Consider the following 25,625-nt stretch of genomic DNA (forward strand, 5'->3'; position numbering starts at 1 on the left):
TAGTGGTCGATGTCGTCGGCAAACACGATCTGGTCGCCGTACTCCGTCTCGACCATGAAGCAGTAGATACCCGCCTTCTGCATGAGCATGTGCACATAGGAGAAGTCGGTCATCTGGTACTGGAAGCGCCANCGGTGCGCCGGATACNCNCTGCGCAAGCGGAACGACATCTGATGATCGCGCATGCCGTGGCTGCGGAGGATTTCCCGGATGATCTGCGGTGTGCTCAGGTGCTGGAAGGTCTGCGTGTTCGTGACAGCCTGGAGTCGNCCGANATGCGACTTCAACACGATCTCGTACCGGGTGAAATCCTTCGTGGTCTGCACCGTCGAGAAGCGTTCGATGTAACCCGAGAACTTTCGCACCGGGCCGGTGTAAGGCCTGATCGTGAATACCGCATCGCGGCTCAGGTAGTCAGCGCGCACAAGCTGCTGCGGATGGGTGAGCAAGATGCGCACTTCATTCGGCTCGCCCATCTTTTCGGTTGCCTCGAACGACACGACCGAGAGCGCGGCAGCGCTTCCGGTGCCCGGCACATCCAGAAAATACGCCTGCTGTCCCGTCAGGCTCTGGATTAACGGATCAGACTCTGCCACTCCCCGCTCCCTGAAAAAGACCAGTGACACAGCATTTCGCTGCGTAATTGCTAATTGACCATTCAATACTAATCAGGTCAACTTAATTAATTTGAGACAGACGATTCTTGACACAGCTTTACAAAAAACGATGAGGCTAGTGCACGATGAGACGCAGTCCAGTCCCGCCGAGCAGCAGGCCGCGCTAGGTCAATCCGGAGGCTTGCCGGGTACGCCCGCCCTCACTTGTGCGACGTACAAGCGTTCCCGATGCGAATAAGGTCGCGTCGTCGGCTCCCGACCGGGCCGCACGATGATGATCGCTGATTGGAGGCACGATGGAAGGACCTTTGCCACAGAGCGCCCGGGCTCCTCGCTATCGCGCGTGGTGCGGTAGGGCTTCCTAGCTCTTCCTCGAAGCCGCATTGCTGACAGCATGCTGACCCACATCAAATGAAACAGCGAAGTGACAGTCGCTTTCGGACTTGTCCTGATGCATCCGTTTTCCTTGCCTGGCTCTCTTGAGTGTCCGGTCCGCTAGCACGTAATGAAGGCTGGCCGCATCCCGGTTTCTAACAAGCTAACGAGATGTATGTATGAAGAACGCGCCTAGCAAAACAGGCAACCCATCGGGTGGCGGACGCAGAAACAGTCCGCCTTCGGCACCAAAGTCTGCGCCGCCGGTAGGTGGAGGGACGCCCGCAAATACAGGTAACGGCAAACAGCCAGGACCGCGCCAATGACAGAACGCCGGGAGCAATCCCGGCGTTTTTTTGACAGTCAGCGTCTGACGGGTTATCGCCTCACTAAGCAGAGGCAGGCAGAGGCAGGCAGACTTTTCAGTGTATAGAGGCTAATCATCATCTTCGAAGCTGCTGACGTGCACCGACGACGTCAGCGCTTGCGGAGTCGCGCAGACAGACTCCATGTCGGCTGCCAGCATCACCGGCTTGCCTGTCTCAAGGCGTGCGATGCGCACGACACGCTGTCGCTGCGGCGCAAGGTGACGCCTTGCTCGCCGCAAGACACAGCCATACTCGAGATGGAAGGCAGCTTACGCGTCCAGCGTTTTGACGGACTCCGATGAAGCACCGCAGGCGTGATCAAAACACAGTGAGAATGCCGCACGAAGAATCTGCGGGGCGACCGGCAAGGAACGGCGCCGGACCGCACATTGCGGCTCAGGCGAAAAATCAATACGCGTGCAGCCCCACCCTTCCCGCCGCACGCTCCCCCATCAAGGCTTATTCGATTCAAACAGATCCATGATCTGCTTTTTCTCATTCGACGACACGCTCGGCGGCGGCACCGTCGGCGGCGTCATGCCCGCGGGGCCGACGCCCCCCACCGCATCGCTGACGCCCGCTGTGGGATTCGCCGAATCCAGCCCGATGCTCGCCACAAAGCCATTGCCCGGCGTCATGTCCGAATAAAACAGTTCGCCGTCGACGGTCGTCACGCCGTCAGGCTGCGCCGGCTCGCTTTGCGGCACGCCGCGCAGCGCGCGCTGCATGTACTCGACCCAGATGGGCAGCGCCAGTTGCGCGCCGAATTCGCGGCTGCCAAGCGTTTTCGGCTGGTCGTAACCCATCCACGCCACGGCCACGAGCGACTGCTGATAACCGGCGAACCAGCCGTCTTTCGCGTCGTTGGTGGTGCCCGTCTTGCCCTGCAGGTCCGAGCGATGCAGCACGTTGGTGCCCGCGCCCGTACCGGCCGTCGCGACCGAATGCAGCAGGCTGTTCATGATGTACGCGTTGCGCGGCTCGAGCGTGCGCGGCGCGTCGCGGCCGGCGGTGAGCGGCTGCGCTTTCGAAAGCGGCTCGCCACGCGCGTCCGTTACTTCGCTGATCAGATACGGGTTGATGCGATAGCCGCCGTTCGCGAACACCGAATACGCGCCCGCCGACTGCAGCGGCGTGACGAGCCCCGCGCCGAGCGCCATCGGCAGATACGGCGGCGTCTTGTCGGCGTCGAACCCGAAGCGCTGCGTGACGAAGTCCTGCGCGTACTTCGTGCCGATATACGACAGGATGCGAATCGACACGAGGTTCTTCGACTTCTGCAACGCGAGACGCATCGGCATCGGGCCGTCCGGCTGGTCGTCGTCCTTCGGCTCCCACGCGTCGCCGCCCGGCGTGCTCGACGGGAAATACAGAGGCGCGTCGTTGATGATGGTGGCCGGTCCGAGCCCCTTGTCGAGCGCCGCCGAATAGATGAACGGCTTGAAGCTCGAACCCGGCTGACGCCATGCCTGCGTCACGTGGTTGAACTTGTTCTTGTTGAAGTCGAAGCCGCCAACCAGCGCGCGAATCGCACCGTCCTGCGGCGTGAGCGATACGAGCGCCCCTTCCACCTGCGGAAGCTGTGTGATCTGCCAGTTGCCTTTGTCGTCGCTCATTACGCGCACGATTGAGCCCGGCTTGATTTTCGTCGCGGCCGGGGCACGCGCGCTCAGCGCACTCGCGACAAACCGCAGCCCTTCGCCGCTGATAGTGAGTTGCGTGCCGTCGACCAGTTGGGCCTTCACCTGCTTCGGAGCCGCCTCCGTGACCACCGCGGCGACGATCTCGCCGTTATCCGGATGGTCGGTCAGCGCGTCGTCGATAGCCTGATCTCGCTCGTCGCCAGCCGCCGGCAGTTGCACGAAACCTTCCGGCCCGCGATAACCGTGGCGCCGCTCGTAATCCATCACGCCCTTGCGCACCGCGCGATAGGCGGCGTCCTGATCCGCGGAATCAATCGTAGTCGTCACGTTCAGGCCGCGCGTGTAGGTCTCGTCCTTGTACTGCGCGTACATCATCTGGCGAACCATTTCGGCGATGTACTCGGCGTGCACGCTGTACTCGTTGCCCGGATTGCGCGTGCGGATCTCTTCCTTCACCGCCTGGTCGTACTGCTCCTGACTGATGTAGCGAAGCTCGAGCATGCGCCTGAGAATGTACTCCTGGCGGATCTTCGCGCGCTTCGGATTCACCACCGGGTTGTACGCCGACGGCGCTTTCGGCAGGCCCGCGAGCATCGCGGCCTGGGCCAGCGTGATGTCTTTGAGATCCTTGCCGAAGTACACGCGCGCGGCCGCCGCGAAGCCATAAGCGCGCTCGCCCAGGTAGATCTGGTTCATGTACAGCTCGAGAATCTGGTCTTTCGTCAGCGCGCGTTCGATCTTGTACGCCAACAGCATTTCGTAGATCTTGCGCGTGTAGGTCTTTTCACTCGACAGGAAAAAGTTGCGCGCCACCTGCATCGTGATCGTGCTTGCGCCCTGCGAGGCGCCGCCGTGCGCAATGTCCGCAAAACCCGCGCGCAGAATGCCGAGAAAGTCGACGCCGCCGTGCTCGTAGAAGCGATAGTCCTCGATGGCGAGCACCGCTTTTTTCATCTGGTCGGGAATGTCCTGGAAGCGCACGAGACTGCGCCGTTCCTCGCCGAATTCGCCGATCAGCACGTGGTCGGCCGTGTAGACGCGCAGCGGCACTTTCGGGCGATAGTCGGTGAGCGCCTCGAGCGAAGGCAGTTGCGGCCCCATGACGACGAGCGCATAGCCGACGATCAGCGCGCCCACCACGGCGACGATCGCAGCGAGGCTCGCAAACCAGATCGCGATCGTTGCGCCGAGGGAACGGCCGCCTTCGTCTGCGTCGCGCGAGGCGGCGTTGCGTCCCTGGGTGCGGCGGTAGGAGTCCCGGTCTTGACCGGCGGGAGAATGCGAAGAATGCGGTGGTTTGATGATTGGCATGACTGGAATAGTGGGCGCGAGGCTCAACCGCGAGACTCGACCGCGTTGCTCGACCGCGTTACTTAACGGCGTTGCTCGACGGCCTGAGTCACCGCCTTGTTCTCGCGCATGAGGCGCGCTTGAATACCGAGCGGGCGCTGTGCGAGACGCAAACCGCCGCGCGACCCTTTGCCCCCGGCGAGTCGCCACGGCGCATCCCGGCACAGTATCCGGCGCAACGTAACAGCGCATTTTAAAGAAATCAAGCGCCGCCCAACGCAGTTTTTTTGTAAGAGTTCCCTTCGCGCAAGGCGTCGCGGCGCCGACGTGGGTAGTTTCGGCAAGCTTTCGATGCGCTCGCGCACACTGCCCGAGTTATCAACAGAAAAAGTTGACAGCCCTGTGGACAAGCCCACAGAAAACGCGACAAGCCATTGATGTCACGGCATTTTTGCGACGCGCCCGTTTCCCATCGGCGCAACTCGTCATATGATGGACTGCGCGCACGCCGATGCGCGCCGCGAAGCGCCATGCCCAACAAGTATGCGAGCCGATCATGACCAAGCCCAGCGAACGCATCGTCGTATTCGTCACGCCCGCGCAGAAACGCGCGATAGCCGCCGCAGCGGACCAGCACGGTATCAGCGTCAGCGAGCTGATGCGGCGCGCCGTGTTGAGTTTCGACGCAACGAGCGAGCAGGTGAAAGCGGCCAGCATCGTCGACCGGCTCAATGCGCCGCGCGCGCCCGATGCGCTCGACGCGGCGCTGCGGCGCGTTGCGCACGACAGCGCGCGTGAGCGCGCAGCGTTGCCCGCCGCGCGGCAAGCGAGCGTGAGCGGCAAGGCAAATACGCTTGCCGATGCCAGTGTCGATGCAAATGTCAACGCGGACGCAGCGCCGTTCGCTGCGGCAAGCCGCGCAGCGCGCGAGTCGGCAGTGCCGGCGGGCCAAACCCCGGCGGGCAGCATGCCGGCAGCTTCGGCACCTGCGCCGCTGCTGCCCGCGGATGTGCTCGCCGCACTCACTACCGAAGTCGATGCGGACGCCGTCGCGACCGCCGAGGCCGTTGCGCGAGTCGCCGCCGCCCGCGCCGCCGCCAGCGTCAACCCGGCGCCCGTTGCCGCGAGCACGCAAACGCGTATGAAAAGCGTGTTCGGGCGCCCTCGTCTCGACACCACTTCCGCCGACGACGAGCCGCAAGGCGACCTCGGCGCCGAGGGCGGACGCTTCGCCTAGAAATAGACGATCGTCGACAGGCATGCCCCAATGAACGCGCGAGACCAGATAAGGGTCGGGCTTCACCGGATGGCGGCTTCCCACACGATGCCGAACGCACCGTCCGCCCGGCAAACGGCAATGCGCGGCGTGAGAATGGCGTGATTGTTCGCGCGGTCGTTTCGCAGCATGCCTTCGGTCGATGAACGAGACACGGCCGCAAGCCTCTTCCGGGCAGTCGCACGCTCATGCCTGTCCGCGCACTTCACGCCGGCGACACTCGCCGCTCTCATACTGGACGTGCTCGCGCATCGTGCCCTTTAAGCGCATTTTAAGAGAGCCCGTGGTGTAATATCCGCGAGCCGCTGAAGGACTGTCCCGCGTAATCATCGTTGCGAGCTACCCGCTTCGTCACGCGTTGCACGAACGAACCGGACAATGTGCGCTCGCGCTATTGCATTCGGCGCGCGCGCCCCGACCTCGGGTCCGTACCTTGCACTGCCTGCACTGCCTGCACTGCCTTTCGCGCGGCGGCGTAAAGTAGCAATGGCAAGCAGTTGATGCGCGGAAATTTTTCAGCGCCGACACCATTCTTTGGAGGTTTTCATGTCGCTTTTTGACAGCATTTCGCGCACGCTAAAAGGTCTCCTGAACGACGCGGCGGACTCCGTGCAAGACCCGTCGCGCGATTCGCGCCAGATCGTGCGCGAACTCGACGAGAGCATCGGCAAGGCCGAAAATTCGTTGATCGAAATTCAGGCGCAAGTGGCCACGCAGCAAAGCAAGCGCGACGTTGCCGCCGACAAGGCGAAGAAATACGAAGACGGCGCAAAGCGCGCGCTGCAATCCGGCGACGAAGCGCTCGCGCGCGAAGCGCTTGGCGCGCAGGCCACCGCCGAAGCCGAACGCGATGCGCTGACGAAGGAACTCGCCACGCTCGAGCCGTCGGTCGCTCAACTGAAGAGCCAGATCGAGGACATGCGTGCGCGCCGCAACGACCTGAACGCGCGTTCCAACATTCTGCAAGCCAAGCAGCAGATCGCCGAGGCGAAAGACGTGGCGGCAACGGCGCTCGGCGGCATCGGCGGGAAGAACCTGTCGGAAGATTTCCAGAAGCTGGAAGACAAGGTCGCGCTTTCGAATGCACGATCAGACGCGCGCCTGAATTCCGCGGACGTCAAAAGCGGCAAGGCGCTCGACGACAAGCTCGCCGACCTGAACCGAGGCCCGTCGGTGGAAGATCGTCTGGAAGCGTTGAAAAAGCAGCTCAATACACCGGCCCAGTAATTGCGTGAGGCTTGCATGACGGCGCACCGGTGCCCATGGATGGGCCGCAGCGGCGTCCGATGCGCCGGCCGCCGGATGGCTGGCCCGCCGGATGGCCGGACCGCTGGCCACCGGATCGCCAGTCGCTGGATCGCCGGTCGCCGGATCACCGGCCGCCGGATCGCCGCAATCGACTGAAGGAGACGGGCGCCCCCCGCCCGGTCCGCAAATGAAAAAACTTATTGCAAGCGCATTCGCCTCGCTGCTGCTCGTTTCGGCGGCGGCGTTTGCCGTGCCCACGGTTCAGCAGATCGAATCCGCGATGTCGCAGGGCAACTGGCAGCAGGCCGACGCCGGCCTGTCGGAAGTGCTGCAGGCGCATCCCAACAATGCGCGCGCGCACTACCTGTACAGCCAGGTGCTCGACCGCGAAGGCCGCTATGGCGACGCGCTCGCCCAGCTTCAACAGGCCAAAACGCTCGACCCGCAAATCCGTTTCACCGACCCTACGCGCTTCGCCCAGACCGAGGCGCGCATTCGCCGCGACGCCGAACGCGCGGGCAATGCCGCAGCCCGGTCGACGAGCCGCGCCGACAACCCGTTCGCCCAGCAGAACGCACCGGCCGTGCAGCAACAGTCCGCAATCGTTCCGCGTGCGGCTGAGCGCCACGGTCCCGGCATCGGCATGTGGGTGGGCATTCTGCTTCTCGTCGGCGTGATCGCGCTGGTGCTGCGCTGGACCTTGCGCCGCGCCCGCAAGCAGGACGACACTCGCGCCGACGACGAGCGTCGCGTGCAACTGAAGCGCGCGACGGAACTGCTCAACGCCGTGCGTTCGCTGAAACTCGACGTGAAGCTCTCCACCGCGCCCGGCCACGAAGCGCTGGAGAAGGAAGTGGAAGCCACCGAAGACCAGTTGCGCACACTCGTCGAAGCGTTATCGAACAGCAAGAACCCGGTTCCGCCCTATCAGCTCGACGAACTGGAGCAGCGCATTGGCAGCCTGCGCGCGCGTGCCGAAGGCCGGCCGGATCCGAACGCGGCGAACGGGGCAGGCAATGAGCAATCGCCCTATGCACGCGAAGCTGAACGCTTCGGCAACCCGCCACAAGCACCCTATCCGCAGCAAGGGCCGTATCAGCAGCAGCCACCTGTGGTCGTGCAGCAAGGCGGCGGTTTCGGCGGCGGCATGGGCGGCTTGCTGACTGGCGTGCTGCTCGGCGAAGCGCTGAACTCCGGGCGCGAGCGTGTCGTGGAGCGCGACGTGATCGTCGACGACGAAGCGCGCCGCCGCGGTAGTGGCGACAATGGGGGCGACAGCGGCGGCCTCGACTTCGGCCAGGGCTCGAACGACTGGAGCGACAACAGCGGCGGCATCGACATGGGCAGCAACGACGATTCCGGCGGCTGGAGCGACGACACCTGACTGCTCACAGCGCATCAAGCGCGGCACCCTGCACTTTCGCAGCGCCATGAAACAGGCTCCCTTCGCGGAGCCTGTTTCGCTTTTCACCCGCGCTCCGCGCTGATTCACGCCCGCCGCGACACCGGCGTGCGCTCGGCCTCATGCTCTGCAAGCAGCACGGAGCCCACAAACAGCCTCACGATGAACCGCTCGGCATACGCGACGAGCGCCTCGCGGCGCACGCCGTCGGCATCAAGATACTCGGCGGAAAGGTGGAACAGTTGCAGTACGACCTGCGTGCAGACTTCGTCGACAACGTCGCGCGCGAGTGTCGGCATGAGCTGCAATTGCACGACGTCGTCCGCCATTTCCGCGGACACCTCATGGAGCGTCGCGCGCACGGCTTCGCGCAACGCCGGCGACGTGCCGTGATATTCCGCTAACGCGCTCAGAAACGCCTCGCGGTGGTCCACCGCAAACAGGAAGAACGCCACGCACGCGCGCCTCGGCACGCTGTGCGGTTCGTCGTGCGCGGCGAGCCAGCGCTCACGGCGCAGCATGGGCCGCAAGCGGCGGCTGACCGAGTCGACGGCTTCGCGCGCGAGATCGTCGAGTGTGTCGAAATGACGATAGAAGGTGTTTGGATTGAGCCCCGCCTCGCGCGCAAGCTCGCGCAGACCCAGGCTCGCGAAGCTGCGCCCACCCGCGGTCAGACGCAGCGCGGCGTCAATCAGCTTGCGTTTGCCAGTGGGCAACGGCGGCGCGAGGAGCGCATCGGCCTGCGGTTGCCGCGCCGTTTCGAAAACGGATTTCATAACCTTCATGGTGGGTTTTGAATCGCTGCGCAGGGCGCGCGTTTGATAGACGTACTCTAAACGATCTTGACGCCAGGTGCACAGTTGTCTACCCTGCGCGGTACGTTCCAGCGGCTAACGCCGACGGCCACGCTGCCGGCGGTGCGTGCCGCGAGCACGCAACGACAGCACACAACGACAGCACACAACGACAGCAAACAACGACAGCACGCCAGGACAGCGCACGCACGCCGCGCACGAACACTCCCTGCTGGAGACCGATGTGACTTCCGCCTCATCCACCGCATCTACACCAGCCATCGCGCCGCGCATTGCGATCGTGGGAAGCGGCTTTTCCGGCATCGGCATGGCTGTGCGGCTGCAAAAAATGGGCATCACGTCGCTTACGATCTACGAAGCCGCCGCGGATATCGGCGGCACCTGGCGCGACAATACCTATCCGGGCGCCGGCTGCGACGTGCCCTCGCATCTGTATTCGTTTTCGTTCGAACCGAACCCCGCGTGGTCGCGCGTGTTCAGCGGCCAAGCCGAGATTTTCGCCTACCTGAAGCATTGCGCGAGCAAATACGGGGTGGACCGTTACGTGCGCTGCAACGCGCGCGTGGTGGCCGCGCGCTTTGACGAAGTGCGTTACGTGTGGAACATCGAACTCGACGCGCACGGCACGCGCGAGATCATCGAGGCCGACGTGCTGATCGCCGCGAGCGGCGGCCTGTCGCGCCCGGCGATGCCGCGAATCGCCGGCATAGAACGCTTCGAAGGCAAGCTCTTCCATTCCGCGCGCTGGGACCATGCGTATCCGCTCGAAGGCAAACACGTCGCGGTAATCGGCACCGGCGCGAGCGCGATCCAGTTCGTGCCGCAAATCCAGCCGCGCGTCGCGCAACTCGATGTGTTCCAGCGCACGGCGCCGTGGATCATGCCGAAGCCCGACAAGCGCATCGGCCGGCGCGCGCGCTGGCTGTTCGAGCATCTGCCCTTCACGCAGCGCCTCGTGCGCAGCGCAATCTACTGGAAGCTGGAATCGCAGGCCCTCGCGTTCGTGAGGAATCCAAAGCTCATGAACCGGCCGATGAAGTTGTGCCTGAGCTACCTCGCGCGGCGCGTCAAAGACCCGGAACTGCGTGCGAAGCTCACGCCGGATTACCGCCTTGGCTGCAAGCGCGTGCTGCTGTCGAGCAACTACTATCGCGCGCTTGTCGAGCCCAACGTGAACGTGATCACCACGGGCATCCGCGAGATCGTCGCGGACGGCATTGTCACGCAGGACGGTGTGCATCGTCGTGTGGATGCGATCATTTGCGGCACGGGCTTTCTGGTCAACGACGTGGGCCCAGCATTCGAGGTGACGGGTATTGGCGGCGCGGACCTCGGCACGCTGTGGCTGCGTGACGGACCGCAAGCGTATCTCGGCACCAGCATCGCGGAATTCCCCAATTACTTCATGATTGTCGGCCCCAACACGGTCCTCGGCCACAACTCGATGATCTACATGATCGAGTCTCAAGTGCAGTACATCGCCGATTGCCTGCGCGTGCTGCGTCAACGCAACGCGCGCGCGATGAACCTGCGCCCCGACGTGCAACGCGACTACAACACGCGCCTTCAAGAGGACATGCAGCGCTCGGTGTGGGTGAGCGGCTGCCACAGTTGGTATCAGACCAAAAGCGGCAAAGTGACCACCCAGTGGCCCGGCTTCACGTTCAACTTTCGCAAGCGCACGCGCCGCGCGCGGCCACGCGACTATCGCTTCCTGCCTTGATGCGTGCGACGGCCAGGGTGCGGTTGCAGGTCCGGTTCAAACAAAAAGGGAGACGGAAAACATGGCTAGCATCGAACCGCAGTCGTCGAATTCACCGGCATCCAGCGCAGCCGCTCCACTGCCGCCCCGCCCGCTTGCCGCCCGCCTCGGCATCACGAGCGTGCCGCGCGACGAATTGCGGCGCCGCTATACGCAAAGCGGCTCGAAGTTCATCGGCATCATGGGCGCGGACGTGCATTACGTGGACGAAGGCAGCGGCGACATCATCGTGATGATTCATGGTTTTGCGTCTTCGCTGCACACGTGGAACCGCGTCGCGGATGAACTCAAGCGCGCTTACCGCGTGATCCGCCTCGACCTGCCGCCGTTCGGCGTGACAGGCCCGCTGCGGGGCGCCACAGGCGCGATCGAAACGATGAACCTGCCGACCTACCGGCGTTTCATCGACACCTTCTTGCAGGCGCTCGGCATTACCCACGCGACGTTCATCGGCAATTCGCTCGGCGGGCTTATTTCGTGGGACTACGCGGTGCGGCATCGCGAGGCCGTCGAACGGCTGGTGCTGATCGATTCCGCGGGCTTTCCGATGCGGCTGCCGATCTACATCGGCCTATTCAACAGTGCGCTGGTGCGTGCAACTTCGCCGCGCTGGCTGCCCGAAGCGATTATCAGAAGCGCGGTGCGCAACGTGTACGGCGATCCGCGCAAGCTCGACCCGCACACGCTGCGACGCTATGTCGAGTTCTTCCACGGCGAAGGCACGCGCACTGCGATCGGCAAAATGGTACCCACGCTCGACTTCGCCGAACTCGATACCAGCGTGCTGACCACACTGGCAGTCCCGACGCTCGTGTTGTGGGGCGCGAAAGACCGCTGGATTCCGACCGCGCACGCGGCTGAATTCGCCCGGCGCATTCCGGGCGCGAAGTCGGTGATGTATCCTGGCCTTGGGCATATTCCGATGGAGGAAGCACCCGAGCGCGTGCTCGCCGACCTGCGCGCTTTTCTCGGCCTGCACCGCGAAGACACTAGGGCGCCGCGCTCGCCGGACAAAGACACACGCCGCACGCCGGCTTGAGCGCGGGCGGCAGCAAGCACCGCTAGGTGCCGCCGCCGAGAAAACGCAGCAGGCTCCAGAGGAACTTGCAGAGCATGACGAGCAGTTGCCAAAGATGATAGAGCTGCTGCAAGCCCGAAACGCGCGCGAAGGAATCGATCATTGTTACCGTGAGTAAGGGACGGCTGCGGCCCGCTGGTGGAAATGCACGAGCGCCGCGCCGCCGCCGCGCACATGATACCGACTGAGGGATACCCCGTATCAAGTCGGCCGAAAGCCAGCCGTAAACGCATCGAGAAGACGCTGTATTCGCGCTCGCTCAGCGCGTAAGCGCAGCGTCGCTAGCGTCATCAAGGAGACGTTCATGTCGCGTTTCAGCTTTCGGCGGCCGGCCCGTTCACAAGGGGTCGTCGGCGATATCGCCGCGCAGGCCGGCAAACTGGGTATCGAAATCTGCGATGTCTCGGGCCACGTCGACGAAGTCGCCGCCCGCGTGCAGCATCAGGCGCAAGTGTGCCGGGCGCTGCGCGAGTCCGCCGCGCAGACGCTCGCAGGCAATCATCGCATCGCCACCGCCGCGCGCGGTATGCGCGATGTATCGGCGCAGGCGGCGACCGGGGTGCAGGAGTCGCAACAGACGCTGGAGGCATCGCTCGCCGACATCCACGGTCTGGTGGAAGGCGTAACGGTGATCGAGAGCCAGATCGGCGCTTTGCGCAGCGCGCTTGCGCATGTGAGCCGCGTCTCCGAGGAAATCTCGCTGATCGCGCGGCAAACGCATCTGCTCGCGCTCAATGCCGCGATTGAAGCGGCGCGCGCCGGCGAATCGGGACGCAGTTTCGCGGTAGTGGCCGCCGAAGTGAAGAACCTTTCGGCGAAGACCGCACAGGCAACCGGTCAGATCGAAACCACGCTCGCGGAGCTTACGCAGCAGACCGAGCAACTGATTAACGAAGGCTCGGTGAATACCGAACGAGCCCATCGCGTGCGCGAAGGCACGCGCAGGATCGGTGACGTCGTGCATTCGACGGGCGACGCGATCGCGCACCTGAACAACGAGGCCGAACAGATCGCCGCGCTCACCGGCGAGATCGAAACGCAGTGCGGCGGACTGGAAGCGCAGGTGCTGGAAATGGCGAGCGGCGTCGAAGATTCCAGCGAAAACTTCGTGCAGGCGAAAGACCGGCTCGGCAATCTGCTCGGCGTGTCGGAGACCCTGATCGAACTGACGGCGGCCGCAGGCGTGGAGACCGCCGACACACGCTTTATCGAAGCGGTGCAAAATGCGGCCGCGGCCGTGAGCAAGGCATTCGAGGGCGCCGTCGCGCGCGGCGAAATTTCGCTCGACGATCTGTTCGATCAACACTACGTGCCGGTGCCTGGCAGCAATCCCCAGCAGTTCATGACCCGCTTCACGGCATTTACCGATCGGGTATTGCCGGCGATTCAGGAGCCCTTGCTCGATCTCGATCCGCGAGTCGCATTCTGCGCCGCGATCGACGTGCGCGGTTATCTACCGACGCACAATCTGAAGTTCTCCTTGCCGCAGCGCGACGACGTCGTGTGGAATATGGCCAATTGCCGGAACCGGCGCATTTTCAATGACCGCACGGGGCTCGCGGCTGGCTCGCATACGAAGAAGTTTCTGCTGCAAACCTATCGGCGCGATATGGGCGGCGGCGAGTTCGTGCTGATGAAGGATGCGTCCGCCCCGGTCTACGTGCAGGGGCGGCATTGGGGCGGCGTGAGAATCGGATATCGGGTGTAGTCGTTATCCAGACCCTCGTGGCGAAAACCAGTCATGCGAGCCCCACGCGCCTTTTTTCGGCCCGCTGCATGAAATAGTTGACCGCCACGACGCCCACGGTCACCACCGCGATAAACAATGTCGCCAACGCATTCATCTCGGGATTCAGCCCCAGTCTGACGCGCGAGAACACTACCAGCGGCAGCGTCGTGGACCCAGGCCCCGAGAGAAACGCCGACAGAACCAGATCGTCGATGGACAGCGTAAAAGACAGCAGCCACCCCGACACCAGTGCCTGGGAAATCAACGGCAACGTAATCGAGAAAAACACTCGCACGGGGGTCGCGCCAAGGTCGAGCGCTGCTTCTTCGAGCGAAGGATGCAGTTCCTTCACGCGCGATTGCACGATAATCGCAACGTACGAAATGCACAGCATCACGTGCCCGATCCAGATCGTGAAAATGCCGCGTCCCGCCGGCCAGCCGAACCATTTCGCCATTTCGATGAACAGCAGCAGCAGCGATATGCCCTGAATCACTTCTGGAATCACCAGCGGCGCGTTGATCATGCCGGTATACAGCGTGAACCCGCGAAAACGGCCCATGCGCGCAAGCACGAAACCCGCCCACGTACCGATGACCACCGACGCGAACGCGGTCAGCACCGCCACTCGCAACGACAGCCATGCGGCCGCAATCAGTTCGTCGTCGTGCAGCAAGGCCGCATACCAGCGCGTCGAAAAGCGCGTCCACACGGTGACAAGCTGCGATTCGTTGAACGAATAGACAATCAGGCTGATGATCGGCACATAAAGAAACAGAAAGCCCAGCGCCAGCGCGGTGAACTGCAAGATCCGGTTCGGCTTCATCAGCGTCGCTCCTCCATCGCCTTCGCCTGCGCGTACTGGAAAAACGCCATCGGCACCAGCAGCAGCAACACCATTGCACAGGTTACGGCCGACGCCATCGGCCAGTCGGCGTTGTCGAAGAATTCATTCCACATGACGCGGCCGATCATCAGCGTATTCGCGCCGCCGAGCAGTTCCGGAATCACGTACTCGCCCACCGCCGGAATGAACACCAGCAGACAGCCGGCAATGATGCCGTTTTTCGACAGCGGCAAGGTGATCTGCCAGAACGCCTTCCACGGCCTGGCGCCGAGGTCGTAAGCGGCTTCCAGCAAGGTCATGTCCATTTTCACGAGATGCGCGTACAACGGCATCACGAGAAACGGCAGGTACGAATAGACCATGCCGATATACACAGCGGTATTCGTGTGATACAGCTCGATAGGCGAATGGATCAGGCCGACCGACATCAGAAAATTATTTAGCAGCCCGTTGTTTTTCAGAATGCCGATCCACGCATACACGCGAATCAGAAACGACGTCCAGAACGGCAGCATGACCGCCATCATCAGCAGATTACGGCGCGCCGGATCCGAACGCGCAATGTAATACGCCATTGGATAACCGATCAGCAGGCACAGCAGCGTGGAAATCGCCGCCACCACCACCGAATTCACGTACGTCGCGAAATAAAGGCTGTCCGTGACGAGAAACGCGTAATGCGACAGATCGAGCTTGATATTCAGCGCGCCGTCGGTGAAATTCGTGAGCTCCGTATACGGCGGAATGCCAAGTTGCAGATCGGCAAAGCTGATCTTCACGACCAGCAGAAACGGTACGAGAAAAAACAGCAGCAGCCAGACGAACGGACCGGCCACCACCGCCGTGCGGCCGGTCAGATTAAAGCGCCGCACCGGCCAGTTGAGGAACGAGTCGAACCGGCGCTTCATGACGTCAGCACCACACCGGCGGAGGCGCTCCAGCGCACGTACACCTCGTCGCCCCACGTGGGCGGATCGATTTCGGTGAGCGCGAGGCTCGTGACGTTCGCAATTACCGTCTTGCCGCCCTCCAGCTTCACGTGATACAGCGAGTAGCCGCCCATGTACGCGATATTGGAGACTACGCCCTTGCCCCAGTTGAACGCACCCTCGGGCGGCTTGCGCGTGAGCGCGATGCGCTCGGGCCGCACCGAGATGGTCACCGGCATGCCGAGCGGACCCGTAATGCCGTGGCTCACATAGAGCCGGGTGCTGAGATCAGGCGTTTCGATGAAGACGTGGTCAGGTTCGTCCTCGACCGTATGACCTTCGAACAGATTCGTCGAGCCGATGAATTCCGCCGAGAAACGGCTGTTCGGATACTCGTACACCTCATGCGGCGTGCCGAGCTGCACGATCTCGCCTTCGCTCATCACGGCGAGGCGGCCCGCCATGGTCATCGCTTCTTCCTGATCGTGCGTGACCATGATGCAGGTCACGCCCACCTTGTCCAGAATGTTCACGAGTTCGATCTGCGTGCGCTGGCGGATCTGCTTGTCGAGCGCGGACATCGGCTCGTCGAGCAGCAGCAGCTTGGGCCGCTTGACCAGCGAGCGCGCGAGCGCGACACGCTGCTGCTGGCCGCCGGAGAGCTGATGCGGCTTGCGCTTCGCGAAGCGGCCCATCTGCACCAGTTCGAGCGCGGTTTGCACGCGCTCCTTCAGTTCCGCCTTGGGCACGCCCTCCTGCTTCAGGCCGAACGCCACGTTCGACTCCACCGTCATGTGCGGAAAGAGCGCGTACGACTGGAACATCATATTGACCGGCCGGCGATACGGCGGCAGTTGCGCGAGGTCTTCGCCGTCGATCAGGATCTTGCCCGAGGTCACGGTCTCCAGCCCGGCCAGCATGCGCAGCAAAGTCGACTTGCCGCAGCCGGAACTGCCGAGCAGCGCGAACAGCTCGCCCTTTCTCACCGACAGATTGACCCCTTTGACGGCCGTGGTCTCGCCGAACTTCTTCACGACGTCGACGACCTGCACGAAATTTCCGGCTGGGTCGCCGCTCGCGGCGTTGCCGCCGGCGGACGGCCCCGCCGTGCGGTCCAGGGCGCCCGACTGCTCACTACTCATCACAATGCTTTACTCCGGCGTTTGACGAACAAAGCCCCCGGTGAACAACCGAGGGCTTCTTGATGATGCCGACCCGTTCCCTGTGGCCGTGGGTCAGCGGCCGGACTTGAACTCGGTCCACAGCCGCGTCTGCAGCCGTTGCACTTCGGGCGGCAGCGGCTTCAACAGGAACAGCGTCTTGATGACTTCAGGTGTTGGATACACGGCCGGGTCGTTGGCGACGTCCTTGTCCACGTATTTGCGCGCTTCGAGGTTGGCGCTCGGGTAGTAGACAGCGTTGGTGATCGCAGCATGAACTTGCGGCGTTTCGATGTAGTTGATCCACTCGAGCGCGGCTTCCTTGTTCTTCGCGTCCTTCGGGATTGCCATCACGTCGAACCACACCGGGGCACCGCCCTTCGGAATGTAATACTCGATCTTGTAGGGCTTCTTCGCCTCGATCGCGCGATGCTTTGCGATCACGACGTCGCCCGACCAGCCGTACGCGAAGCAGACGTCCCCGCCGACCAGGTCGTTGATATAGCCCGACGAGTTGAACTGCGTGATGTACGGACGGATTTTCTTCAGCATGGCGAGCGCGGCGCGGTAGTCGGCCGGGTTCGTGCTCATCGGATCCTTGCCGATGTAATGGAGCGCGGCGGCGAACATCTGGTCCGGCGCGTCGAGCACGGACACGCCGCAGGCCTTCAGCTTCGAGATGTTTTCCGGCTTGAAGAGGATGTCCCAGTTATCGAGCGGCACGTTTTTGCCAAGAATCTGCTGCGCCTTGGTGACGTTATAGCCAAGCCCGGTCGTGCCGTAGGCCCAGGGCACCGTGAATTTGTTGCCCGGATCGGCGCCGGCGACGAGCGCCATCAGCGACGGGTCGAGGTACTTGAGGTTGGGCAGCTTCGATTTGTCGAGCGGGGCGAAGATGCCGGCGGCGATCTGCTTGCCGGCGTAATTGCTGGTCGGCACGACGATGTCGTACCCGGAATTGCCCGTCAGAAGCTTGGCTTGCAGCGTGTCGTCGCTGTCATAGTTGTCGTACTTGACCTGAACACCGGTCTGCTTGGAGAAGTTCGGAATGGTGTCCTTGGCGATGTAATCGGACCAGTTGTACACGTTGAGCTGCGTATCCTTCGCTGCCGCCGTCAGCCACGGCGCCGCGCACAAGACCAGCGCAGCCACTTGCCCCACTACCCGTCTTTTCATCCCGTTCTCCGATCTGACCGGTCCGAGCCGGCCCTCCTCACGCACGCCGCGATGCAGCGACCACGCTGCGCCTGCGGCTCCCCTGAAAAACCCGAAAACTACCATCAATTATTGCGCGGACCAAAAAAAATGCCGCAGTGTCGCGCAAACGGTACAGCGTAAGCCGTGCCGGCGGAAAATGGGCGCAATTTTAGCGGGTTATGGGCGCATGTCTACCTGAAAAAAAGCCCGGCAAGCACGGCGATGAGCGGGCGGTGGCCAAGCCAGGCGCCGGCCGGCACTCGCGGGCGTTGGTGCCCGGCGGGTTTGTCGACTGCCTCGTGGCTCTCGCGCGGCGCTTTGCTTCTCAGGCTGGCCGGGCGGGCAGGCTTCGCGCGAGCCTGGTTCAGGGGTGACGGAGGCATTGGGCAAGTCACGAGCGAACGTTGCTAAGGACGGCGAAGCCGGGCGACGGAGGGCACGAGCTAAGCACCGACGGGGAGCGACGGTCGGTGTGAGTCAGTCGGTGCGGGTCGGTGCGGGTCCTTGCGAGTTGGTGCGGGGCGGTGCGGGTCCTTGCGAGTTGGTGCGGGGCGGTGCGAGCCAGTACGAGTCACTGCCGGTCGGTGCTAGTCTGTGGTAGTCGCTGCCAGTTCGTGCGAGCCAGTGCCAGCCGCTGCCGGCCGGTGCTAGTCTGTGGTAGTCGGTGCAGGTTCGCGCGAGCCAGTGCGATCCAGTACAAGCCGCTGCCGGTCGGCGCCGGTCAGTCTGCGTCCGTCGCGACAGACAACCGCCCGCCCGCGCCCAGCCGGACGCGGCGTCTGCCCGCTTGCCGCGACTGCCGGCCCGCCTCCTCCGGGCACAGGCCTTGCGGAACCAGGCAGTCCTTGACCTCAGGCATCCATGAACACCAATCCTTTTGCGCTGCGCCCCAACCGCCGTCGGCGTCTGCCCGAAGGAGGACCCGCGCACTGGTTCTCGTTCGTCGGCGCGGGCGCGCTGATCGCCGTCGGCTATATCGATCCCGGCAACTGGGCGACAGCGCTCGGCGCGGGCGCCGGCTACGGCTACCAGTTGCTCGGCATGGTGGTGCTCTCCAGCCTGATGGCGATGCTGCTGCAATGGCTGTCGTCGCGGCTCGGCGTCGTCACCGGGCGCGATCTCGCGCAGGTCTGCCGCGAGCGTTCCGGGCCCCGCCGCACGATCTTTCTGTGGCTCACCAGCGAGGTGGCGATCATCGCCTGCGACGTCGCCGAGGTGGTCGGCAGCGCCGTCGCATTGCAATTGCTGTTGGGCGTCTCGCTGACCGTCGGCGTGCTGATGTCCGCGGTATGCACGTTCGCGCTGCTCGCGCTCCAGCAGCAAGGCGGCCGCAAGCTGGAAGCGGTGATCGCGTCGCTGATCGGGTTCGTCGGACTGTGCTTCGTCATCGAACTGGCGCTTGCGCGGCCCGACTGGCACGCGGCGCTGGCCGGCACCGCGCCGAGTCCCGCACTGCTGCGCAACGCGGGCATGCTCTGGCTCGCGGCGGGCATCGTCGGCGCGACGGTCATGCCGCACAATCTCTATCTGCACTCGTCGCTCGTCAAGCACCATGCCCCCGAGAGCAGCGACGCCCAGATCCGGGCCGCGTTGCACGTGGTCAATATCGACACCATCGGCTCCCTTCTCTTTGCCTTCGTGATCAATGCCGCGTTGCTGATCGTCGCCGCTGCGGTGTTCCATTCAAGCGGCCACCGGGACGTCACCGACCTCGCGGACGCGCATCGCCTGATCGCGCCGCTGCTAGGCACACACTGGGCCGGCATTCTGTTTGCCGCAGCGCTTCTCGCGTGCGGCCTTAGCGCGACCGTGACGGGCACCCTGGCAGGCCAGGCGGTGATGGAAGGCTTTTTGCAATTGCGCCTGCCACGCTGGAAACGCGCGCTGCTCACGCGCGCGCTCGCGATCGGACCGGCACTCGTCGCCGTGACGATGTTCGGCCAGCAAGGCTCGAATCAGTTGCTGGTCGCAAGCCAGGTGGTGCTGAGCCTGCAATTGCCGCTCGCGGTGGTGCCGCTGATCCGCTATGCGTCCGATGCCCGCCTGATGCGAAGCTGGCGCGTGCGCGGCGTGCCGCTCGTGCTCGCGTGGATGTCCGCGAGTTTCATCATCGTGCTCAACGGCGCGCTGCTGTGGCAGGTCGCATTCGGCGACTGAGGCAAGAGGCCGGACAGCCGCTACCCGGCTCTCGCGCGCCGGTGCAGTGAACTTGTAAATATTCCGTCGGTCTTGACGTGTGCGCCGCGGCGCCGCCAGCCGTTGCCGTGATACAAAGGGCAGCGCTGCACTCGCGGCAGCCTTCTTGCGCCACCAGCTTTTCTATAGTTTCTGATTCGCACGCGTCTCGCTCTCAGGGCGGCGACGCAATGAAATGCGATGCATCGGGCATGATGCCTACCCGACACGCGTCGCGCCGTTGGTCTCACAGCCCTCGCTCCCGGATGACAGCCTATGCCTTTTGTTGCTATCAGCCTCGCGTTCGTTACCGCCCCGTTCGACCGCTTCACGCTCCGAAGCATCACGACGCACCGCCGCCCGTCCGGCTACCGCAAGCGCGGCGCGCCCGCCTGCGCCCTCGCCGCGCTGGTCGTGCTGGTCGTGCTGAGCGCGGTTTGCCGCGAGGCGTCTGCCACAGTCTCCATGCTGCAGCCCGCGCGCATCGCTGCAGCCAACGAGCCGCTGCAGATCACGCTGCTCTATTCCGCCGACGACGGCACTGCGCTCACTGTCACCGTGCCGCAGACCTTGCGGGTGAACCTGAGCGGCGGTGAGCAATCTCCGCGGCCGCTCGAACTCGCGCGCGAAGCGGGCGTGCCCAATACGCTGCGTCTGCGGCCGGGCCAGTTCCGCAAAGTGCGCTTCGCGGCGCCCTGGCCAGAGTCGGCGCGCGGCGAGGTGCGCATCGATCCGGTTGGCTTCGACGCTTCCCCGGCGCTCGTCGTGATCAATCGCGGCCCCGATCAGGATGCAATCGCGCAGGCCGAGCGCAGCGAGAGCAAGGCGAGCACGCCCGCCCAGGCCGCGGCGACGGCGGCCGCGCTCGACGGCCCCACGGGCGACGCGATCTCGCCGCCCGGAGACTCGCTGTCGACGACCGGACGCGGCGTCTTCGCGCACGTCTCCTATTACGAGCCGATGTATATCGCCTTCGGCCACAACGGCGACACTAATGCCCGGCTACAACTGAGCTTCAAGTATCGCCTGCGCATTCCGGACGATCTGCGCTCGAAAGCATTTACCGACAACCTGTACTTCGCGTACACGCAAACGTCGGTATGGGATCTGTCCGCGGAATCGCGGCCGTTTCGCGACACCACGTACTCGCCGCAGTTGTTCTATTACGTGCCGGACACGGGCTGGCGCAGTCCGTTCTTCACGCGCATGGGCTTCGCGGCCGGCATTGCGCATGAATCGAACGGCAAGGGTGGCGACGATTCGCGCAGCATCAACATGCCATTTATCCGCCCGACGTGGGAATTCGGCGATCTGGCAGCGAACCATCTGACGGTGTCGCCGAAGATCTACTACTACGTCGGCACCAAGAACAACCCCGACATTGCGGCCTATCGCGGCTACGTGGACCTGCTGGTCAAGTACGGCAGCCCGGACGGCTGGCAGTTGGCCACCACGCTGCGCAAAGGCACCAAGCACTGGTACGGCAGCGTCGACACGCAATTTACCTATCCGCTCGCGAAGCTGCTCGGCAGCGCGTGGGGCGGCTATCTGTGGGTCGGCTATTTCAACGGCTACGGCGAGGATCTGCTCGACTACAACAACCGTCAGCACTGGATCGCGCGCATCGGCTACAGCATCGCGCGATGAATCGACAGGCGGCGGCCATCCGGCGTCGGGTGCCGTCGCCACGCCGCGCTTACGTATCGGTTAACATAGCGGCACTCCGCTTTCCGCTGCAAGGTTCCAGATGGCTTCCAATCTCCACGCTCTTCCCGACAGCCCATGCATTGGCGTGTGTTCGACACTTTTCGACGAAGTCTGCAAAGGCTGCGGCCGCACGGCCGGCGAGGTGTCAAACTGGGTGTTCCTGAGCGACGAGGAAAAGCGCGCCGTGTGGGCGCGCATCGAGCAGGAAGGCACGGCCATGCGCTTCCAGAACGACAAGCTCTGAGCGGATCGCCGGGGCGCTGCTTGAGGCGCTTCTTGGGGTGCTTCGGGAGGCGCTTCTTGAGTCGCTTCGGGAGGCGCCCCCTGAGTCACTCCTTGATGCGCTCGTCAAGATGTCCCGGCGACGCGGCTCACGCCACGCGCCGGTTCATCTCTCAAAAGCGCATGCCGACACCAAGCCCCACCACCACCGGATCGATGCTAACGCGGCCGAGCGGCTGAGCGCCCAGCGACGCGTCCGTGTGCATCCAGATCTTCTTGATGTCCGCGTTGACGAACAGTGTCTTCGTGACCTGCACGTCCACGCCGGCCTGCAGCGCCGGACCGAAGCTGTGGTTACGGATCGACACCGGCTGTGCGCCGGCGTGCAGCCCATTGTTATAGAAGAGCGTGTAGTTCAAACCCGCGCCGACATAGGGACGCACGCGCCCGGCGTGATTGAAGTGATATTGCAGCAGCAACGTGGGCGGCAACACGTTCACGCCACCCAACCCGCCAATGCTCGACGTGAGCTGATGCCGCGAAGTGCCGAGAATCAGTTCGACGCCGATGTTGTCGCGAATCATGTAGGTGAAATCGAGCTCCGGCACCGTCGCGTTGTTCACGTCGGTATGCAGCGTCGAGAGCGTTCCCGTCGTCGAGACGCTCGGCATGATACTGATTGCACGCAGACGCACGAGCACGTCGCCGGCGTGAATGCCGCTCATCGAGTCGTCGCCCGCCGCATGCGCGGGCGCGCTCAGCGCCGTTGCGCACAATAGCGCAGACGCAATTGCAGCAGTCCTGATGGTGTTACTGAGCGAGACTTTCATTTTTCCCTTCCCCGTTTATTGATGATATGTGGGGATTGTCGAAGCTCGGGCCGCGCGACAGTTTGACTCGCATCAACCGAGCGAGAACGCCCAGCGCCCTGCGACAGCCGGTCGCGCCACGCCGGTCAGCAGCAGTTCAATAAGGTCGTGCACGCTGCGAATCGCCGAGCCGAACGGCAGCGCTTCCTTGCCGCGGAAAAACAGGCCGTTCGCCACGTCGCCGCGCAACGCGGCGGCAAGGCGCGTGTCGATGCAGAAATGCCCGAATTTCTCGACGCCATCGCGCAAGCCGCATACGCTCAGGCATTCGAGCGCGGTGGGGCACGCATGTTTGAGCGCACCGATCTTCTCGCGAATCCGCGCCTCATGCCGCAAATAGCGTGTAAGCCATGGCGTTTTCACGGCGCGCGCGGGCAAGCCGGTCACGCTGACGAACTCGACGATGTCTTCCGGCGCAGCCTCGGCCAGCACGCGTTTGAAATTCGGATGCGCGTCGCCTTCCTCGGTCACCGCGAACGGCGTGCCGAGCTGCACCCCGCTCGCGCCCGCGTTCAGCAGCGCCCGCACGGCCTCATGGCTGTTGATGCCGCCCGCGAGAATCAGCGGCACCTGCTTACGATCCACGCCGAGCGAGGCGAATACGGCCTCCAGCTCCTCGAGAATGCGCATGAAGTCGAAGCGCTGGTCGTTCATGTCCGCGATGCTGGTGACGCCAAGATGCCCGCCCGCATGCGCCGGATGCTCGATCACCACTGCATCGGGCAGGCGGCCCTTCTTCATCCACTTCTTCAACACGAGCGCGACCCCGCGGCTGTCCGAGAGAATCGGAATGAGCGCAATGTCGTGGCCCTGCGTCATGTCCGGCAGATCGAGCGGCAAGCCCGCGCCCATTACGATTGCGTCGGCGCCGCTTTCGCAGGCAACGCGCACGTAATCCGCCTGCGCGCTGACTGCCTTCATCACGTTGACGGCAATCATGCCGCGGCCTTCGCTGAGTTTCTTCGCCGCGTGGATTTCGCGCGCGAGCGCCGTGAGATTTGCTTCTTCGAGCGTGGCGCGATCGGGCGACTCGCGGCAGCGCTCGACGAGATCGGGATGGTGGTGGCGCAGGTCGATGCTGGCGATCGTGCCGAGCGCGCCCTCGCGCGCAACGCTGCCGGCGAGACGATGCGCCGAAATGCCGACGCCCATGCCGCCCTGCACGATGGGCAGTAACGAGCGGCCACGAATGACTAGCGGAGAGAACGAATGAGAGTGAAGCATGGCGGACCCGACGGACGATTATCGAAGCGTGGATAATCGTCCGTCGGGCGCGGGCGGCGTTGCGTCAGGTCAATCTGCGTGCGAATGCGCGGGCCGCGTCGGCGTAAAAGTTGACGCCGGTCATGCTTATCAGACTCTGAATTGCATTGACTTGAACTCGAGATATTCCTCGAGACCATAGACGCCGTTCTCGCGGCCAAAGCCCGATTGCTTGAAGCCACCGAACGGCGCCGCCATATTCCATGCGCCGCCGTTGATGTCCACCTGGCCCGTGCGCAGGCGGCGCGCGACGGCTTGCGCGCGCTCGTCGCTGCCGGCCCACACTGCGCCGCCGAGCCCGTAGGGAGAATCGTTGGCAATCCGAATTGCTTCCTCTTCGTCCTTGTAGGTCAGAATGGACAGCACCGGACCAAAGATCTCTTCTTGCGCGATCGTCGCCTTCGGATGCACGCGGCCGAACACTGTCGGCTTGACGAAAAAGCCTTTCGACACGCCGTCAGGCAGCCCCGCGCCGCCCGTCACCAGTTCGGCGCCCTCCTCGATGCCCTTCGCGATGTACTGCTGCACGCGCGCCTGCTGCACCGCGGACGCCAGCGGCCCGAGACGCGTTTTTTCATCACGCGGATCGCCCGGTGCATAGCTCTCGGCCGCCTGTTTCGCAAGCGCGCGCGCTTCGTCGTAGCGCGCTTCGGGCACCAGCATGCGCGTGTGCGCGGAGCAGGTTTGCCCCGAGTTCAGAAAGCACGCGCTCACCGTGCCTTTCACGGCGGCGGCGAAGTCGGCGTCATCGAGAATGACGGACGCCGACTTGCCGCCCAGTTCGAGCGCAACACGCTTGACCGTCGCCGACGCCAGTTCCGACACGCGCTTGCCCGCGCGAGTCGAGCCTGTGAACGACACCATATCGACCGATGGATGGCTCGCCAGCACTTCGCCGACCACCGGCCCATAACCGCTCACCAGGTTGAACACGCCGGCGGGCAGCCCGGCTTCATGAATCGCCTGGGCCAGCACGAACGCATTGAGCGGCGCGATCTCCGACGGTTTGAGCACCACCGTGCAACCGGCCGCGAGCGCCGCCGCGACCTTCAGCGTGATCTGATTGAGCGGATAGTTCCACGGTGTGATTGCCGCGACCACGCCGACCGGCTCGCGCACGACGAGCGAATTGCCGACGCGCTTTTCGAACTCGAAGCTCTTTGCAAGCTGCGCATATGCGCTCCAGTTGTAGACCGGGCTGCCCACCTGGATCGCGCGCGCGAGCTTCAGCGGCATGCCGACTTCGCCTGCGATCAGCGCGGCCAGCTCGTCCGTGCGCGCTTTCAGGTTCGCCGCGATGCGCTCCAGATAGTCGCCGCGCTGTGCGGCGCTGGTGGCGGCCCAGCCGTCGAAGGCCACGCGCGCGGCCGCAATCGCGCTTTCGGCGTCGGCCTCGACGCCTTCGGGGATGCGTCCCATCACCTGCTCAGTGCCGGAGTCGATCACGTCGATGGTGCCGGTGCCGCACGGCGCGATCCATTTGCCGTCGATATAGAGTTTGTCGTAGATCTTCATGATGATCGGCCCCTAGGTGGGATGTTGGTTGGTCTATTCTAACCAGCGTCGGTCAAAGGCTCGGCGTTGCCTCGCGGCGCGCGCCACTCGGGCGCCAGGCCGGCGCCATGAAAAAAGCCCGCTTCGAAGAAGCGGGCT

Annotated in this window: 19 protein-coding genes and 1 pseudogene; 9 read left to right on the plus strand and 11 right to left on the minus strand. The window is 63.8% G+C overall.

Features of this window, described 5'->3' with window-relative positions; genetic code table 11:
• Both F757_RS34065 and F757_RS0124450 read right to left on the minus strand, forming a co-directional pair.
• Positions 1-536 (minus strand): contractile injection system protein, VgrG/Pvc8 family (locus F757_RS34065; RefSeq protein WP_442856661.1); only part of this gene is annotated, 536 nt, incomplete at its 3' end.
• A gap of 1,276 nt (positions 537-1,812) precedes the next feature.
• Positions 1,813-4,314, minus strand: a complete 2,502-nt coding sequence (locus F757_RS0124450; RefSeq protein ID WP_027213678.1) for a penicillin-binding protein 1A — start codon at positions 4,312-4,314, stop codon at positions 1,813-1,815.
• Positions 4,315-4,849: 535 nt separating this feature from the next.
• Between F757_RS0124450 and F757_RS0124455 the strand changes: the two genes are divergently transcribed.
• A complete protein-coding gene (locus tag F757_RS0124455; protein ID WP_027213679.1) occupies positions 4,850-5,530 on the plus strand; it encodes a plasmid mobilization protein in 681 nt (226 codons plus the stop codon).
• Positions 5,531-5,569: 39 nt separating this feature from the next.
• On the opposite strand, the pseudogene F757_RS36285 reads toward F757_RS0124455, so the two are convergent.
• Positions 5,570-5,724: pseudogene (locus F757_RS36285) on the minus strand (transporter substrate-binding protein); the annotation flags it as partial.
• A gap of 391 nt (positions 5,725-6,115) precedes the next feature.
• On the opposite strand from F757_RS36285, the gene F757_RS0124465 reads away from it, so the two are divergent.
• Both F757_RS0124465 and F757_RS0124470 read left to right on the plus strand, forming a co-directional pair.
• Positions 6,116-6,796, plus strand: a complete 681-nt coding sequence (locus F757_RS0124465; protein ID WP_027213680.1) for a PspA/IM30 family protein — start codon at positions 6,116-6,118, stop codon at positions 6,794-6,796.
• 208 nt (positions 6,797-7,004) lie between these two features.
• Complete coding sequence (locus F757_RS0124470; protein ID WP_027213681.1) at positions 7,005-8,201, plus strand: tetratricopeptide repeat protein; 1,197 nt, start codon at positions 7,005-7,007, stop codon at positions 8,199-8,201.
• A gap of 104 nt (positions 8,202-8,305) precedes the next feature.
• Here the strand turns inward: F757_RS0124470 and F757_RS0124475 are convergent, their stop codons facing one another.
• Complete coding sequence (locus F757_RS0124475; RefSeq protein ID WP_027213682.1) at positions 8,306-8,995, minus strand: TetR family transcriptional regulator; 690 nt, start codon at positions 8,993-8,995, stop codon at positions 8,306-8,308.
• A gap of 262 nt (positions 8,996-9,257) precedes the next feature.
• Here F757_RS0124475 and F757_RS0124480 point away from each other — a divergent pair, with 262 nt between their 5' ends.
• The 3 genes from F757_RS0124480 (at position 9,258) to F757_RS0124495 (ending at position 13,582) form a co-directional block, all read left to right on the plus strand.
• Positions 9,258-10,757, plus strand: coding sequence for a flavin-containing monooxygenase (locus tag F757_RS0124480; RefSeq protein ID WP_027213683.1), 1,500 nt, complete (start codon positions 9,258-9,260; stop codon positions 10,755-10,757).
• A 61-nt stretch (positions 10,758-10,818) separates the two neighbouring features.
• Positions 10,819-11,835, plus strand: a complete 1,017-nt coding sequence (locus F757_RS0124485; protein ID WP_027213684.1) for an alpha/beta fold hydrolase — start codon at positions 10,819-10,821, stop codon at positions 11,833-11,835.
• A gap of 343 nt (positions 11,836-12,178) precedes the next feature.
• A complete protein-coding gene (locus tag F757_RS0124495; protein ID WP_027213685.1) occupies positions 12,179-13,582 on the plus strand; it encodes a methyl-accepting chemotaxis protein in 1,404 nt (467 codons plus the stop codon).
• Between the two features lie 31 nt (positions 13,583-13,613).
• Here F757_RS0124495 and F757_RS0124500 read toward each other — a convergent pair whose 3' ends face one another.
• The 4 genes from F757_RS0124500 to F757_RS0124515 all read right to left on the minus strand — a co-directional run bounded on the left by F757_RS0124500 (position 13,614) and on the right by F757_RS0124515 (position 17,715).
• Positions 13,614-14,429 (minus strand): ABC transporter permease subunit, encoded by an 816-nt coding sequence (locus F757_RS0124500; RefSeq protein ID WP_013339471.1) that lies wholly within the window; start codon positions 14,427-14,429, stop codon positions 13,614-13,616.
• Positions 14,429-15,358 (minus strand): ABC transporter permease subunit, encoded by a 930-nt coding sequence (locus tag F757_RS0124505; protein ID WP_027213686.1) that lies wholly within the window; start codon positions 15,356-15,358, stop codon positions 14,429-14,431. Before F757_RS0124505 ends, F757_RS0124500 begins: the two co-directional genes overlap by 1 nt.
• Positions 15,355-16,521 (minus strand): polyamine ABC transporter ATP-binding protein, encoded by a 1,167-nt coding sequence (locus F757_RS0124510; protein WP_027213687.1) that lies wholly within the window; start codon positions 16,519-16,521, stop codon positions 15,355-15,357. Before F757_RS0124510 ends, F757_RS0124505 begins: the two co-directional genes overlap by 4 nt.
• A 93-nt stretch (positions 16,522-16,614) precedes the next feature.
• Positions 16,615-17,715: a polyamine ABC transporter substrate-binding protein gene (locus F757_RS0124515; RefSeq protein ID WP_027213688.1), complete on the minus strand. Its 1,101-nt coding sequence runs from the start codon at positions 17,713-17,715 to the stop codon at positions 16,615-16,617.
• 882 nt (positions 17,716-18,597) lie between these two features.
• Here F757_RS0124515 and F757_RS0124520 point away from each other — a divergent pair.
• The 3 genes from F757_RS0124520 to F757_RS0124530 all read left to right on the plus strand — a co-directional run bounded on the left by F757_RS0124520 (position 18,598) and on the right by F757_RS0124530 (position 21,862).
• Positions 18,598-19,893, plus strand: coding sequence for an Nramp family divalent metal transporter (locus tag F757_RS0124520; protein ID WP_027213689.1), 1,296 nt, complete (start codon positions 18,598-18,600; stop codon positions 19,891-19,893).
• A gap of 294 nt (positions 19,894-20,187) precedes the next feature.
• Positions 20,188-21,558: a phospholipase A gene (locus F757_RS0124525; RefSeq protein WP_027213690.1), complete on the plus strand. Its 1,371-nt coding sequence runs from the start codon at positions 20,188-20,190 to the stop codon at positions 21,556-21,558.
• A 100-nt stretch (positions 21,559-21,658) separates the two neighbouring features.
• Positions 21,659-21,862, plus strand: coding sequence for a DUF1289 domain-containing protein (locus F757_RS0124530; protein ID WP_027213691.1), 204 nt, complete (start codon positions 21,659-21,661; stop codon positions 21,860-21,862).
• A 151-nt stretch (positions 21,863-22,013) separates the two neighbouring features.
• On the opposite strand, the gene F757_RS0124535 is transcribed toward F757_RS0124530, so the two are convergent.
• The 3 genes from F757_RS0124535 to F757_RS0124545 form a co-directional block, all read right to left on the minus strand.
• The gene (locus tag F757_RS0124535; RefSeq protein WP_027213692.1) at positions 22,014-22,670 is read right to left on the minus strand and encodes an OmpW/AlkL family protein; all 657 of its coding nucleotides are present in this window, start codon (positions 22,668-22,670) and stop codon (positions 22,014-22,016) included.
• Positions 22,671-22,742: 72 nt separating this feature from the next.
• Positions 22,743-23,933: an NAD(P)H-dependent flavin oxidoreductase gene (locus F757_RS0124540; RefSeq protein ID WP_027213693.1), complete on the minus strand. Its 1,191-nt coding sequence runs from the start codon at positions 23,931-23,933 to the stop codon at positions 22,743-22,745.
• 129 nt (positions 23,934-24,062) lie between these two features.
• Complete coding sequence (locus F757_RS0124545) at positions 24,063-25,487, minus strand: aldehyde dehydrogenase family protein (RefSeq protein ID WP_027213694.1); 1,425 nt, start codon at positions 25,485-25,487, stop codon at positions 24,063-24,065.
• Positions 25,488-25,625: the final 138 nt, after the last annotated feature.

The sequence above is a fragment of the Burkholderia sp. WSM2232 genome (assembly GCF_000472545.1).
In the GTDB taxonomy this organism is placed as follows: domain Bacteria; phylum Pseudomonadota; class Gammaproteobacteria; order Burkholderiales; family Burkholderiaceae; genus Paraburkholderia.

What these genes read in the sequence shown, in the direction of transcription:
- F757_RS0124470 (WP_027213681.1), top strand. Translation starts at nt 7,005, where the DNA reads ATGAAAAAACTTATTGCAAGCGCATTCGCCTCGCTGCTGCTCGTTTCG.
- F757_RS0124535 (WP_027213692.1), bottom strand. Translation starts at nt 22,670, where the DNA reads ATGAAAGTCTCGCTCAGTAACACCATCAGGACTGCTGCAATTGCGTCT.
- F757_RS0124465 (WP_027213680.1), top strand. Translation starts at nt 6,116, where the DNA reads ATGTCGCTTTTTGACAGCATTTCGCGCACGCTAAAAGGTCTCCTGAAC.
- F757_RS0124515 (WP_027213688.1), bottom strand. Translation starts at nt 17,715, where the DNA reads ATGAAAAGACGGGTAGTGGGGCAAGTGGCTGCGCTGGTCTTGTGCGCG.
- F757_RS0124495 (WP_027213685.1), top strand. Translation starts at nt 12,179, where the DNA reads ATGTCGCGTTTCAGCTTTCGGCGGCCGGCCCGTTCACAAGGGGTCGTC.
- F757_RS0124545 (WP_027213694.1), bottom strand. Translation starts at nt 25,487, where the DNA reads ATGAAGATCTACGACAAACTCTATATCGACGGCAAATGGATCGCGCCG.
- F757_RS0124510 (WP_027213687.1), bottom strand. Translation starts at nt 16,521, where the DNA reads ATGAGTAGTGAGCAGTCGGGCGCCCTGGACCGCACGGCGGGGCCGTCC.
- F757_RS0124485 (WP_027213684.1), top strand. Translation starts at nt 10,819, where the DNA reads ATGGCTAGCATCGAACCGCAGTCGTCGAATTCACCGGCATCCAGCGCA.
- F757_RS0124475 (WP_027213682.1), bottom strand. Translation starts at nt 8,995, where the DNA reads ATGAAATCCGTTTTCGAAACGGCGCGGCAACCGCAGGCCGATGCGCTC.
- F757_RS0124500 (WP_013339471.1), bottom strand. Translation starts at nt 14,429, where the DNA reads ATGAAGCCGAACCGGATCTTGCAGTTCACCGCGCTGGCGCTGGGCTTT.
- F757_RS0124530 (WP_027213691.1), top strand. Translation starts at nt 21,659, where the DNA reads ATGGCTTCCAATCTCCACGCTCTTCCCGACAGCCCATGCATTGGCGTG.
- F757_RS0124520 (WP_027213689.1), top strand. Translation starts at nt 18,598, where the DNA reads ATGAACACCAATCCTTTTGCGCTGCGCCCCAACCGCCGTCGGCGTCTG.
- F757_RS0124540 (WP_027213693.1), bottom strand. Translation starts at nt 23,933, where the DNA reads ATGCTTCACTCTCATTCGTTCTCTCCGCTAGTCATTCGTGGCCGCTCG.
- F757_RS0124455 (WP_027213679.1), top strand. Translation starts at nt 4,850, where the DNA reads ATGACCAAGCCCAGCGAACGCATCGTCGTATTCGTCACGCCCGCGCAG.
- F757_RS0124505 (WP_027213686.1), bottom strand. Translation starts at nt 15,358, where the DNA reads ATGAAGCGCCGGTTCGACTCGTTCCTCAACTGGCCGGTGCGGCGCTTT.
- F757_RS0124450 (WP_027213678.1), bottom strand. Translation starts at nt 4,314, where the DNA reads ATGCCAATCATCAAACCACCGCATTCTTCGCATTCTCCCGCCGGTCAA.
- F757_RS0124525 (WP_027213690.1), top strand. Translation starts at nt 20,188, where the DNA reads ATGCCTTTTGTTGCTATCAGCCTCGCGTTCGTTACCGCCCCGTTCGAC.